At 34.7% G+C, this 13,351-nt stretch carries 15 protein-coding genes; all 15 read left to right on the forward strand.

Annotation, left to right across the window (positions count from 1 at the left end; all coding sequences use genetic code 11):
• Positions 1 to 79: 79 nt before the first annotated feature.
• Positions 80 to 541, forward strand: a complete 462-nt coding sequence (locus tag GMA06_RS06390; protein ID WP_240328857.1) for a MarR family transcriptional regulator — start codon at positions 80 to 82, stop codon at positions 539 to 541.
• Position 542: 1 nt separating this feature from the next.
• Positions 543 to 1,514 carry a beta-ketoacyl-ACP synthase III gene (locus GMA06_RS06395; RefSeq protein ID WP_163562068.1) on the forward strand — a complete coding sequence of 324 codons (972 nt, stop codon included), beginning with the start codon at positions 543 to 545 and terminating at the stop codon, positions 1,512 to 1,514.
• A 17-nt stretch (positions 1,515 to 1,531) separates the two neighbouring features.
• Complete coding sequence (locus tag GMA06_RS06400) at positions 1,532 to 1,765, forward strand: acyl carrier protein (protein WP_240328858.1); 234 nt, start codon at positions 1,532 to 1,534, stop codon at positions 1,763 to 1,765.
• Between the two features lie 87 nt (positions 1,766 to 1,852).
• On the forward strand, positions 1,853 to 2,812 hold the full coding sequence (gene fabK / locus GMA06_RS06405) for an enoyl-[acyl-carrier-protein] reductase FabK (RefSeq protein ID WP_163562069.1): 960 nt from the start codon (positions 1,853 to 1,855) through the stop codon (positions 2,810 to 2,812).
• Between the two features lies 1 nt (position 2,813).
• A complete protein-coding gene (gene fabD / locus GMA06_RS06410) occupies positions 2,814 to 3,734 on the forward strand; it encodes an ACP S-malonyltransferase (RefSeq protein ID WP_163562070.1) in 921 nt (306 codons plus the stop codon).
• A gap of 5 nt (positions 3,735 to 3,739) precedes the next feature.
• Positions 3,740 to 4,465, forward strand: a complete 726-nt coding sequence (gene fabG / locus GMA06_RS06415; RefSeq protein ID WP_205426261.1) for a 3-oxoacyl-[acyl-carrier-protein] reductase — start codon at positions 3,740 to 3,742, stop codon at positions 4,463 to 4,465.
• 44 nt (positions 4,466 to 4,509) lie between these two features.
• The gene (gene fabF, locus GMA06_RS06420) at positions 4,510 to 5,754 is read left to right on the forward strand and encodes a beta-ketoacyl-ACP synthase II (RefSeq protein ID WP_163562072.1); all 1,245 of its coding nucleotides are present in this window, start codon (positions 4,510 to 4,512) and stop codon (positions 5,752 to 5,754) included.
• Positions 5,755 to 5,772: 18 nt separating this feature from the next.
• Positions 5,773 to 6,231, forward strand: coding sequence for an acetyl-CoA carboxylase biotin carboxyl carrier protein (accB, locus tag GMA06_RS06425; RefSeq protein WP_163562073.1), 459 nt, complete (start codon positions 5,773 to 5,775; stop codon positions 6,229 to 6,231).
• 11 nt (positions 6,232 to 6,242) lie between these two features.
• Positions 6,243 to 6,674 (forward strand): 3-hydroxyacyl-ACP dehydratase FabZ, encoded by a 432-nt coding sequence (gene fabZ / locus GMA06_RS06430; protein ID WP_163545576.1) that lies wholly within the window; start codon positions 6,243 to 6,245, stop codon positions 6,672 to 6,674.
• 3 nt (positions 6,675 to 6,677) lie between these two features.
• Positions 6,678 to 8,060, forward strand: a complete 1,383-nt coding sequence (gene accC, locus GMA06_RS06435; protein ID WP_163562074.1) for an acetyl-CoA carboxylase biotin carboxylase subunit — start codon at positions 6,678 to 6,680, stop codon at positions 8,058 to 8,060.
• A 9-nt stretch (positions 8,061 to 8,069) separates the two neighbouring features.
• Entirely contained in the window at positions 8,070 to 8,942 is an 873-nt protein-coding gene (gene accD, locus GMA06_RS06440; RefSeq protein WP_163562075.1) for an acetyl-CoA carboxylase, carboxyltransferase subunit beta, read from the forward strand.
• Complete coding sequence (gene accA, locus GMA06_RS06445; RefSeq protein WP_163545579.1) at positions 8,926 to 9,717, forward strand: acetyl-CoA carboxylase carboxyl transferase subunit alpha; 792 nt, start codon at positions 8,926 to 8,928, stop codon at positions 9,715 to 9,717. Before accD ends, accA begins: the two co-directional genes overlap by 17 nt.
• Before the next feature lie 197 nt (positions 9,718 to 9,914).
• Positions 9,915 to 10,799, forward strand: coding sequence for an aspartate carbamoyltransferase catalytic subunit (locus tag GMA06_RS06450; protein ID WP_163545580.1), 885 nt, complete (start codon positions 9,915 to 9,917; stop codon positions 10,797 to 10,799).
• Positions 10,800 to 10,812: 13 nt separating this feature from the next.
• Positions 10,813 to 12,081, forward strand: a complete 1,269-nt coding sequence (locus tag GMA06_RS06455; RefSeq protein WP_163562076.1) for a dihydroorotase — start codon at positions 10,813 to 10,815, stop codon at positions 12,079 to 12,081.
• A gap of 9 nt (positions 12,082 to 12,090) precedes the next feature.
• On the forward strand, positions 12,091 to 13,026 hold the full coding sequence (locus tag GMA06_RS06460; RefSeq protein WP_163562077.1) for a dihydroorotate oxidase: 936 nt from the start codon (positions 12,091 to 12,093) through the stop codon (positions 13,024 to 13,026).
• Positions 13,027 to 13,351 lie beyond the last annotated feature (325 nt).

The following is a 13,351-nucleotide window of genomic DNA, read 5'->3' on the forward strand; positions in this document are numbered from 1 at the left end:
TTAATATACTTTGAACATCAAATAACTTTGAGTTTCAAAGTATTTGGTATGATATATCATGAGTAAAGGAGTATTTGAGTTGACTGAAACAGATGTAATCAATAGTTATCTTGTCAAAGTCTTTAATGAAATTTTAAACATTGAAGAAACGGCATTAAAAACGAGCCAATTTTCAGATTTATCCATTAAAGAAATGCATACCATTGAAGCAATTACATTATATGATGAACCAACATCTACGGAAGTAGCTAATAAACTCAATATTACGGTTGGGACGTTAACAGTGGCCATTCATGCACTAGTAAGAAAAGGCTATGTGGAGCGTATTCGACGTGATAAAGATAAACGCATTGTTCGTTTAGGTTTAACAAAAAAAGGTAAGTTGCTTTATCGTTTACACGACAAATTTCATCGTGAAATGGTAAAAGAAACATTAAAAGGTATGAATTCAGAAGATGTCAAAATCTTAAAAATGGGACTTGAAAACTTACATCACTTTTTACAAAACAAGCAACAAGAACAGTTACACTCAAAAAAATAATATGGGAACAAGACTTATTGCAACAGGTTCCTATTTACCAAAAACAAGTTTATCAAATGACGATTTGACAAACTTTCTTGATACAAGTGATGAATGGATTTATAAGCGAACAGGTATTCAAAAACGACATATTGCAACAGATGAGAACACATCAGATTTAGGAGCTAAAGCTGCTCTTAACGCTTTGGAAAAAGTAGATATTTCACCTGAAGAGATTGGATTTATTATTGTTGCGACAATGAGCCCTGATTTTATAAGTCCAAGTACAGCCTGTTTAATTCAAGAAAAAATAGGTGCTATCAATGCATTTGCTTTTGATGTAAGTGCAGCGTGCAGTGGATTTATTTATGCACTCACGATTGCAGACAGTATGTTTCATACACAATCTTGTGAATATGGTATGGTCATTGGAGCAGAAGTGATGTCTAAAATGGTCGATTGGTCTGATAGAAAAACGAGTGTTCTATTTGGTGACGGTGCAGGCTGTGTGATTTTGAAAAAAGACAGTCAAAATAGTATTATGTACGCCTCCTTAAATAGTGATGGCTCACATTATAAAGCACTAACAGCAAAAGAGCAGCCTGTGCAAAATGCGTTATGTACGATTGACAGTAAACATCATGCACTAGATATGGACGGAAGAGCTATTTTTAATTTTGCAACGAAACAAGTTCCAATAGAGATGCTAGATGCATTACAACAAACGTCTTTAAAGCCAGACATGATTGATTATTATGTGTGTCATCAAGCGAATGCACGAATGATTGACATATTTGCAAAAAAATTAAAACAACCCATTGAAAAATTTCCAATGAATATTTCCCGTCTTGGTAATACATCTTCGGCAAGTATTCCGATTTTATTAGATGAATTATGTCAAACTAGACATATTTGTTTAGACGGTACGAAAACAGTTATGATGACTGGTTTTGGTGGAGGTTTAACATGGGGAACACTTATTATAAATATATAAATTTGGAGGAATACATTATGACAACAACATTTGAAAAAATTCAAGATATTATTGTGGAGCAATTAGATAAAGAAAAAGATGAAGTAACATTAGAAACAAACTTTAAATCAGATTTAGATGCAGATAGTTTAGATTTATTCCAAGTTATCAACGATATTGAAGACACATTTGATGTTAAAATTGATACAGATGAAAATATTGAAACAGTATCTGATTTAGTTGCTTATGTTGAAGAACAATTAAATAACTAATAAGTTCTTTGTTATATCGTGTTATTTGACGATAATACAAGAATTTTTATACAGATACTTTGAATATCAAAATATATGGAGCGTTATATGCAAAGTCATTTATGCAAACTTTTAAATATTCAATATCCTATTTTTCAAGGTGCAATGGCTTGGGTAGCTGATGCTGATTTAGCGAGTGCTGTATCAAATGCAGGAGGATTGGGCATTGTTGGAACAGGACATGATACCCCTGAGATTGTTGCCGAAAAAATAGCTGATATAAAAGCAAAAACGACAAAACCATTTGGTGTGAACATTATGTTATTAAATCCTCATGTACAAGAGGTTGTTGATGTGGTATGTCAATCTGGTGTAAAAGTTGTCACAACAGGAGCAGGTAGTCCTGGAAAATATATGGATAAATTTAAAGCTGCGGGTATTATTGTTATTCCAGTTGTTGCGTCTGTTGCACTTGCTAGACGTATGGAAAACGACGGAGCAGATGCTATTATCGTTGAAGGAATGGAAGCAGGTGGCCATATTGGAAAATCGACAACAATGGCACTATTACCACAAGTTGTCGATGCTGTGAGTGTACCAGTCATTGCTGCTGGAGGTATTGGCGACGGTAGAGGTATGGCAGCAGCCTACATGTTAGGAGCAAGTGGTATACAAGTTGGAACACGATTTGTTGTCGCAAAAGAATCGAATGCTCATGCCAATTTTAAGCAAGCCATTTTAAAAGCAAAAGATATTGATACAGTTATTACAGGGCAATTAACGGGACATCCTGTTCGTGTGTTACGTAATAAATTAACAAGAGAATATTTACAAGCAGAAAAAGAAGAAACAAGCAAAGAGAGTCCTGACTTTGAACGTTTAGAAAATATGGCACGAGGTGCACTAAGACGTGCTGTTGTAGAGGGAGATAAAATAAGAGGATCTATGATGGCAGGGCAAATTGCTGGTCTAATTTCTAAAGAACAGACATGTCATGATATTATTCAAGATTATATGCGGGAATGTTCAGAAACTATTCAAAAACAAATTGAGTATTGGAGTAAATAATATGACATTAGCATTTGTTTTTAGTGGACAAGGAGCTCAATATGAAAAAATGGGATCTACCTTATATGAAAAATATCCACAAGTAAAAGAAATATATGATAAAGCTAAAGACTTATTAGGTTATGATATTTTATCTTTAACAAAAGAACAATTAAATCAAACCTATTATACACAACCAGCAATTTTCACAATGAGTGTTGCAATAACACACTTATTCTCTAGTCACGGTATTCAACCAAATATCGTTGCAGGACTAAGTTTAGGTGAATACAGTGCTTTAGTTTGTGCGAATACTTTATCATTTGAAAAGGCATTGTTACTTTTACAAAAAAGAGCTCAATTTATGGAGCAAGTCAGTCAACAAACAGTGTCTAAAATGCTTGCCGTAATGAATATGCCACGTGAAGAACTTGAAGCACTATGCAAACAAGTTTGTGACACAAGTACCTATTATGTTGCTCCGGCAAATTATAATATGCCAGGACAAATTGTTATTTCTGGAGAAGAAAAAGGTATTCTACTTATGGAACAACTTTTAACGGAAAGAGGGATGAAATACTTACCTTTATCTGTGAGTGGTGCATTCCATACAAAACTGATGCATGAAGCCTCTGTTTTATTACGCCCATTTTTAGAAAAAGAAGTATTTCATGAACCGATTATACCAGTTATTTGTAATACGTATGCTAAAGATATACGTTCTTTCTCTATTCCAGATGTTTTAACAAAACAAATAGAAAATCCTGTTTATTTTCAAGACTCCATTCAAGAAATGATACGTTTAGGTGCGACAACATTTGTGGAAATTGGTCCTAAAAAAATATTAAGTAAATTTATTAAAAAAATTGATAAAAATGTTCATGTGATGAATGTTGAAGATGTATTATCATTTGAACATGCTATTCATGCGTTAGAGGAGTGAAGTCATTGAAAGGAAAAACAGTATTTATTACAGGTAGTTCACGAGGAATTGGTAAAGAAATTGCCATTTCTTTTGCAAAAGAAGGTGCTAATATTATTTTGAATGCACGTTCTCATGTATCGGAGGATGTTATTTCAGAAATAACGTCTTACGGTGTTCAATGTGCCGTTGTATTAGGAGATGTAAGCCAATTTGATCAAGCAAAAGAAATGATAAAAACAGCTCATGAAACATTTGGTTCATTAGATGTTTTAGTGAATAATGCAGGAATTACAAAAGACCAGTTATTATTACGTATGAGTGAAGAAGACTTTGATAATGTATTAAATATCAATTTAAAAGGTACCTTCAATATGATAAGACATGCTGTACCAATTTTATTAAAGCAACGTTCTGGTAGTATTATCAATGTTTCTAGCGTTGTTGGATTAGCAGGTAATATTGGACAAGTAAATTATGCAGCATCAAAAGCAGGTATTATTGGTTTGTCTAAAGCTGTTGCTAAAGAAGTAGCACCTCGTGGTATTACATGTAATGTAATTGCTCCCGGTTATATTGATACAGATATGACAGATATTTTAAATGAAGATGTAAAAAAAGCAATGATAGATACTATTCCGTTAAAACGAATTGGACAAGCACAAGAAGTTGCACAAGCTGCTGTTTATTTAGCTAAAGCAAGTTATGTAACTGGACAAGTGTTATCCGTTAATGGCGGTATGTACATGTAATACAATTAAATACTTTGAATATCAAAGGAAATAGGAGAAGGAATATGAATCGAGTTGTAGTCACTGGTCTAGGGGCAATTACACCCCTAGGAAATGATGTGGAAACGTATTGGGGAAATTTAAAAGAGGGAAAACATGGGATTGCACCTATTACAAAATTTGATGCGAGTCAAACAGGTGTTACATTAGCTGCAGAAGTGAAAGCATTTGATCCTAGTTTAACAATGGATAGAAAAGAATATAAACGTATGGCTCTTTTTTCTCAATATGCGATTGCGGCAACTGCAGAAGCATTATCTAGTGCAGGTTTAAGCGATTTATCACAACAAACGAATGTTGATAGAGTAGGTGTTATGATTAGTTCTGGTATTGGTGGATTAGATGACATGGAAGCAGGCATTATTAAAATGCATGAAAAAGGTGCTAAACGTGTTCCACCATTATTCGTTCCACTAACAATTGGCAATATGGCTTCAGGAAATGTTGCTATAAAATATGGTGCTAAAGGAATCTGCTTAGATATTGTTACAGCATGTGCATCTTCAACAAATGCTATTGGTGAAGCATACCGTCATATTAAACATGGATATTCGGATATTATCATTGCTGGTGGTAGTGAAGGAACAATTTGTGAAATTGGGATTGCAGGTTTTGCGGCTTTAACAGCTTTATCAACAAGTGAAAATCCAGATAGAGCATCTATACCTTTTGATAAAGAAAGAAACGGTTTCATTATGGGAGAAGGAGCCGGCATTTTAATATTAGAAAGTTTAGAGCATGCTCAAAAACGTGGCGCAACTATCTATGCTGAAGTGGTTGGATATGGTAGCAATGCAGATGCTTATCACATGACGGCGCCAACACCTGACGGTAGTGGTGCTGGAAAAGCAATGTTATTAGCAATAGAAGAAGCCGGTATTCAACCTTGTGATATCGACTATGTAAATGCGCATGGAACAAGTACACCGACAAATGATAGTGCTGAAACCACGGCTATTAAATATGCTTTTAAAGAGCATGCCTATAAATTGGCGATTTCAAGTACAAAAAGTATGACAGGACATTTACTAGGGGGAGCTGGTGCTGTGGAAGCCATCGCATGTGTCAAAGCATTGCAAGAAGGTATATTGCCACCAACAGCTAATTATCAAGAAGCAGATGCATTATGCGATTTAGACTATATTCCAAATAAGGCACGTGCATGTGATGCACACTATGCTATCAGTAACTCATTAGGTTTTGGTGGACATAATGCCGTATTGTGTTTTAAAAAGTGGGAGATAAAATAAAAGCATCGGAGAGTATTCATGATGAGTTTTGAAAAGATAAAAGAGTTAATTCAATTAGTGAATCAATCAGAGATGATGTATGTTGACATCAAAACAGACGATATGCACATCACTTTATCTAAAAGAGAGCAAGCAGATTTAGTACATGCACCATTGTCACATAGTCAAACACAAACTGATAGCAAACAAGAAATATCTGTGGTGACAAATGATGAAACGATACCAACACAAGCTATTTCTCAAGGAAATATTATTGAAAGTCCATTAGTCGGTGTTGCTTATTTATCTCCAGCACCAGATTTATCCCCTTTTAAACAAGTTGGTGATACAGTTGCTGTTGGTGATGTATTGTGTATCGTTGAAGCAATGAAAATTATGAATGAAATTAAAAGTGACGTTGCAGGTGTTGTCACAGAGATAATGGTAGATAATCAACAAATTGTTGAATTTGGGCAACCTCTATTTAGAATTTTATAAGGAGTAAGAATATGACAGTCTTAACAGCACAAGAAGTAATGGATATTATTCCAAATCGTTTTCCTATTTTTTTCATTGATCGTGTTGATGAACTTATTCCAGGAGAACGTGTTGTTTGTACAAAAAATGTAACAATAAATGAACAAGTTTTTCAAGGGCATTTTCCAGGAGAACCTGTTTTACCGGGTGTCTTCATTGTAGAAGCATTGGCACAAGCTGGGTCAATTCCGCTATTACAAAAAGAGGAATTTAAAGGACAAACAGCTTATTTAGGTGGGTTAAATAAAGTCAAATTTAGACAAAAAGTTGTACCAGGTGACGTGTTGCGTCTACAAGTAGATATTGTTAAATTAAAATCTTACGCAGGTATTGGCTTTGGACAAGCCTTTGTTGGCGATAAAAAAGTATGTGAAGCAGAAATGACATTTATTATTGGACGGTAAGGTATGATAAAAAAAGTATTGATTGCCAATCGTGGTGAAATTGCTGTACGAATTATCCGTGCTTGCCATGAACTAGGTATTGAAACAGTTGCGATTTACTCAAAAGCAGATACAGATGCCTTACATGTTATGTTGGCAAATGAAGCAATTTGTGTGGGAAATGCAAAATCTAGTGAATCTTATTTAAATAAAGTAGCCATTTTGAGTGCGGCGATTGTCACTGGTGCAGATGCCATTCATCCAGGTTTTGGATTTTTGTCTGAAAATGCTGATTTTGCTAAAATGTGTCAAGAATTGAATATTGTTTTTATTGGTCCAGCAGCATCGGTTATTGACTTAATGGGGAATAAAGCAAATGCTAGAGAAGCAATGCAAAAAGCAGGTGTTCCTGTTATTCCGGGTAGTCCAAAATCTTTAGTGAATACTGAGGATGCACTTCATTGGGCAAATGAAATTGGCTATCCTATTATGCTAAAAGCTGTTTCAGGCGGTGGTGGAAAAGGAATGCGTAAAGTGTATACATCTGATGAATTAGTTTCAGCATTTCAAACAGCACAAGCAGAAGCTCTTGCTGCGTTTGGCGATAATCGAATGTACCTTGAAAAAATTATTTCTCCAGCTAGACATATAGAAATTCAGATTTTAGCTGATAAACATGGACATGTCATTCATTTAGGAGAGCGTGATTGTTCCTTACAACGTCATCATCAAAAAGTATTAGAAGAAAGTCCGTCACCTTATTTAGACGCTATGCTTCGAGAAAAAATGGGTGAAAGTGCTGTGAAAGCTGCTACTTATGTTGGCTATGAGAATGCGGGAACCATTGAATTTTTAGTAGATGAAGAAAAAAATTATTATTTTATGGAAATGAATACGCGCATTCAAGTGGAACATCCTGTTACTGAAATGGCAACAGATATAGATATTGTTAAATGGCAATTACGTATTGCAGGTGGAGAGATGTTAACTGTCCAACAAAAAGATGTTGCATTGACAGGACATACGATTGAGTGTCGTATCAATGCTGAAAATCCGAGTAAACATTTTATGCCAAGTTGTGGTACTTTAACTTTTTTAAACCTTCCAAGTGGATGCAATGGATTGCGTGTTGAAACAGCGATGTATCAAGAGTATACAATTCCACCATTTTATGATGCCATGGTTGCTAAAATTATCGTAAAAGATGATACGAGAGAAAAAGCTATTCGAAAAATGCAGCGTGCATTAAGTGAATTATTTATTGAAGGTATTGATACAAACATTACCTTTCAAGAAGCCATTTTACAAGATGAAGCATTTTTAGAAAACCGCTTTGATATAGAGTATTTGGAACGTTCATTTTTGGAAACTTTCCATAAAAAGCACTCTATACAAAAGTCACAATAGGAGTAGTCTATGAAACCATTTAGAAAACGAGCATATATTTCTATTCCGTCTAAACAAGATATTGAAAAAAGACAGATGAGTATTCCTGACGGTATGTGGGGAAAATGCCCACATTGTCATCATATTTTTTATTTGCCGGATATAGAACCTTTTAAATGTTGTCAACAATGTCACTATCCATTTCGCTTATCTGCTTTTGAAAGATTGGCGTTAACCGTTGATTTAAATAGTTTTTGTGAATGGTTGCCAAAACTTTCTATTCAAAATCCACTTGATTTTCCTGCTTATGAGGAAAAAATAGAAACATTACAAGAAAAAACAGCACTCGACGAGGCAGTGCTTATAGGGCAGGCATGTATCAATGAATTGCCAGTTGCTATTGGTATTATGGATACCCATTTCATTATGGGTAGTATGGGAAGTAATGTTGGTGAAAAGATTACATATCTTTTTGAACAAGCACTTGAAAAAAATCTTCCTGTCATTTTATTTTGTGCATCTGGTGGTGCTAGAATGCAAGAAGGTATTTTATCTTTAATGCAGATGGCAAAGGTGAGTGTAGCGGTATCCAATCATGGACAAGCTGGTTTGTTTTATATGGCTGTATTAACAGATCCAACAACAGGTGGTGTTACAGCAAGTTTTGCTATGGAAGCAGATATGATTGTTGCTGAACCAAAAGCAACGGTTGGATTTGCTGGTAAACGTGTCATTGAACAAACAATCAAAGAGAAACTTCCAGATGATTTTCAATCTGCTGAACAAGTGCAAAAGAATGGCTTTATTGATTGTATTGTCAAAAGAGAAGCATTGCGTTCTTTTTTAGGTACTGTTTTGTCTATACATACGAGTATGGGAGGTTGTCATGAAAAAAGCAAGTGATATTGTTAAATTAGCTCGAGATACACAAAAAATGACCACAAAAGAGTGGATAGCAGCATTGTTTCATCAGTTTATTGAATTAAAAGGTGATAGATACTATGCCGATGATCAAGCCATTGTGGGAGGCATTGCTTTTTTTGATGAGCAACCTGTGACTATTATTGGGACACAAAAAGGACATGATTTAGCAAGTAATATGGCATGTAATTTTGGTTCACCTTTACCAGAAGGTTATCGAAAAGCGTATCGGTTAATGGAACAAGCTGAAAAATTTCAAAGACCGATTATTACATTTGTCAATACAGCAGGAGCTTATTGTAGTTCAGAATCAGAAAGTAGAGGTATTGGTGAAGCTATCGCACAAAATTTGGTGCTGATGAGTCAATTAACGGTTCCAATTATAACGATTATTATCGGAGAAGGTGGAAGCGGAGGAGCGTTGGCTTTAGCCATGGGTAATAAAGTATACATGTTAGAACATAGTATGTATTCGGTACTTTCTCCGGAAGGTTTTGCTGCTATTTTATGGAAAGATGCATCTAAAAGTGCAGAAGCAGCAGATATGATGAAATTAACACCGGATAGTCTACTTGATTTAAATATTATTGACGGTATTTTCCAAGAAACGCTAGGAAAAGCCAAACGCCGTTTAAGACCAAAAGAACAAGTGATTGAAGACGTGCGTTCTGAAATAAAACAGGTACTAACTTTTTATGAAAAGTTAACACCTGAAGAAATTAAACAAGATAGACAAAAAAGATTTAGAAAATATTAGACATTCTTCTCAATTAGTGATAGAATAATCCCAACTAAAAGAAATCTTTTTAAAGTAGTCCAGAGAGACTAACAAGAGATGAACAATGAACTGATTTTTCGGTGTTTTTGTACACCCATTTTGTCATACCTTGTGGTCTTAATGACTACAAGGTATTTTTTGGTGCTTATATAAAAATAAAAAGGAGCTGTCAACACATGAAAAATTTAGTTACAATGGAAACATTATCCAATGAAGAAGTATTTGCACTTGTCAAACGTGCTATTGAATTAAAAAATGGTGCGCCTGTTTTACAAAGACCTGATTTATACGTTTCTAATTTATTTTTTGAAAATTCAACTCGAACAAAAGTTAGTTTTGAAGTGGCAGAAAGAGAAGTTGGTCTTAAAGTTGTTCCTTTTGAAGTAAGTACATCATCTGTTCAAAAAGGGGAAACACTATATGACACATGTAAAACTCTTGAAATGATTGGATGCCATTTATTAGTGATTCGACATAGTGAAAATGAATATTATAAACAATTAGAAAATTTATCTATTCCTGTCATTAGTGGGGGAGATGGAACGGGGCAACATCCGTCACAATGCTTATTAGATTTAATGACGATTTATGAAGAATTTGGTTATTTTGAAGGGTTAAACATTGTTATTGCTGGAGATATTAAAAATTCTCGTGTGGCGAAAAGTAATGCAGTTGCTTTAAGTCGCTTAGGAGCAAATGTAACCTTTGTTGCACCAGATCATTGGAAAGATGAAACAGTAGGTACTTTTGTTGATATTGACGATGTGATTGAAAAAGTTGATGTATGTATGTTATTACGTGTACAACATGAAAGACATGGACATACTTTATACAATTTTTCTCCAGAAACGTATCATAGAGCATACGGATTAACAATGGAACGCTATGGAAAATTGCAAGAGCATGCCATTGTATTGCATCCAGCACCGGTCAATCGTGATGTTGAAATTGCAGATGAGCTTGTAGAAGCACCAAAATCACGTATTTTTGAACAAATGAGAAATGGTATGTTTATGCGTCAAGCTATTCTGGAAAAAGTGATTACCGAAAACCAATTATAAAAAGGAGTTTGTTATGCTGATTTTAAAAAATGGAACAGTCTTAGAACAAGATACACTTATGTCTTATGATATTGCTATTGAGGGCGGAAAAATTAAAGAAATATCACCAGACATAAAAGTATCTAAAACGGATAAAGTGATTGATGTGAAAGGGTGTTTTATTTCTCCAGGATTTATTGATGTCCATGTGCATTGGAGAGAACCTGGTTTTACACATAAAGAAACCATTTATCATGCTTCCAGAGCAGCAGCAAGAGGTGGATTTACAACGGCAATGCCAATGCCAAATTTAAATCCTGTTCCAGATACATACGAACATTTAAAACAGCAACTAGATATTATTGAAAGAGATTCTGTTATTCGTGCGATACCGTATGGAGCTATTACAAAAAATGAATTAGGACAAGAATATGCAGAGTTTGAAGCATTAGCGCCTTATGTTTTTGCTTTTAGTGATGACGGTAGAGGTGTTCAAGATGCTAATATGATGTTTGAGTCAATGAAGGTAGCAGCATCTCTCAATAAAGCAATTGTGGCACATTGTGAAGATAATTCATTGATTAGAGGTGGTTGTATGCATTGTGGACAAAGAAGCATTGCATTAGGTTTACCAGGCATTCCGTCTGTTTGTGAAAGTGTACAAATCGCAAGAGATATACTTCTTGCTGAAGCAACAGGCTGTCATTATCACGTTTGTCATGTGTCTACAAAAGAGTCTGTTCGATTAGTAAGAGAAGCAAAACAAAATGGTATCCATGTCACATGCGAAGTTTGTCCACATCATTTATTAAGCGATGAGAATGATATTCCATGTGACAATGGATTATGGAAAATGAATCCACCGTTACGTGCAAGAGAAGATAGACAAGCACTAATAGACGGTTTACTAGATGGTACGATTGATATTATTGCCACAGATCACGCACCGCATACGACAGAGGAAAAAGAAGTGTCTATGACACAAGCAGCATTTGGAATTGTTGGTTGCGAAACAGCCTTTAGCCAATTGTATACAGCCTTTGTTAAGACAGGTATTTTCTCTTTATCTTTCTTAGTGGATAAAATGAGTACAAATGTCGCAAAAATTTTTGATTTACCATACGGAACATTGGAGATTGGTTACCCTGCCGATATAACAGTCATTGATTTAAACAAAAAAGAAACGATAGATCCAACAAACTTTTTATCCAAAGGAAGAAATACACCGTATGCAAACGAAGAAATAACGGGTATACCAGTATTGACACTTGTTGAGGGGCGAATTGCCTACAATCGTTTATAGGAGGATTTTATGAATACAACAACATCATTTAAAGATTACACACTGAATAGTTGCTTATTGAATGCTTCAGGCATTCACTGTTTAACAGTAGAGGACTTAAATGCTTTAAGTCAAAGTCAAGCGGGTGCTTTTGTAACAAAAACAGCTACATTGCATGAAAGAGAAGGAAATCCAACACCACGCTATTTTGATACACCACTAGGTAGTATTAACTCTATGGGATTACCTAACTTAGGTGTTGATGTCTATTTAAATTATGTTATTGAGTACGAAAAATCACATCCTGAAAAACCATGTTTTTTATCTGTCGTGGGAATGAGTTATGAAGAAACAATTTCTATTTTGAAAAAAGTTCAAGAAAGTGATTATCAAGGCATGACAGAATTTAATTTATCGTGTCCAAACTTACCCGGAAAACCTCAAATTGCTTATGATTTTGAATTGACACATCAATTATTATCAGATGTTTTCTCATTTTTTACAAAGCCACTAGGTGTCAAATTACCACCTTATTTTGATATGGCACATTTTGATGCCATTTCTACAATTTTAAATCAATTTCCCTTAGCTTATGTAAACACCATTAACAGCATAGGGAATGGCTTATACATTGATGTGGATAGTGAATCTGTTGTCATTAAACCAAAAAGTGGTTTTGGAGGAATTGGTGGGGCGTATGTCAAACCAACCGCTTTAGCGAATGTGCGTGCCTTGTGTACACGCTTAAATCCAAGCATTCAAATTATTGGAACAGGTGGAGTATTAACAGGACAAGATGTTTTTGAACACTTATTATGTGGAGCAAGTCTTGTTGCTGTTGGCACACAATTATACAAAGAAGGTTTAGGTGTTTTTGATAGACTAAACCGAGAATTAAGTATTATTATGAAGAAAAAAGGTTACACATCTATTGAACAATTCAGAGGAAAATTAAAGGATATGTAAGCTATTAGCAAGAGGTACCCTAACATTTTTAGATGTTAAGGTACCTCTTCTTTGTAAAAACCAAAAAGTGACTTTTGGGTACAATATGCAGTATGTTGAAAGTGAAACTGTTCAGAATTTCTAATGGTCTTTCCTAATATAATCTTTTTAAGATATTGTCAATATGCACATGTTATTTAATATGTAGAATAAAAAGTCCTCCAATTGTAAAGTAAAGTGCAAAAAAACAGATAATTACTTTCTCTTTTGCGGGGTTAATAACCAAACAATAAAAACAAAGGTTTTCTAGTCAAGGCGAAAAACAAAGTGTGCCTTGACGGGAAAC

The sequence above is a fragment of the Granulicatella sp. zg-84 genome, assembly GCF_010892375.1.
GTDB lineage: Bacteria > Bacillota > Bacilli > Lactobacillales > Aerococcaceae > WM01.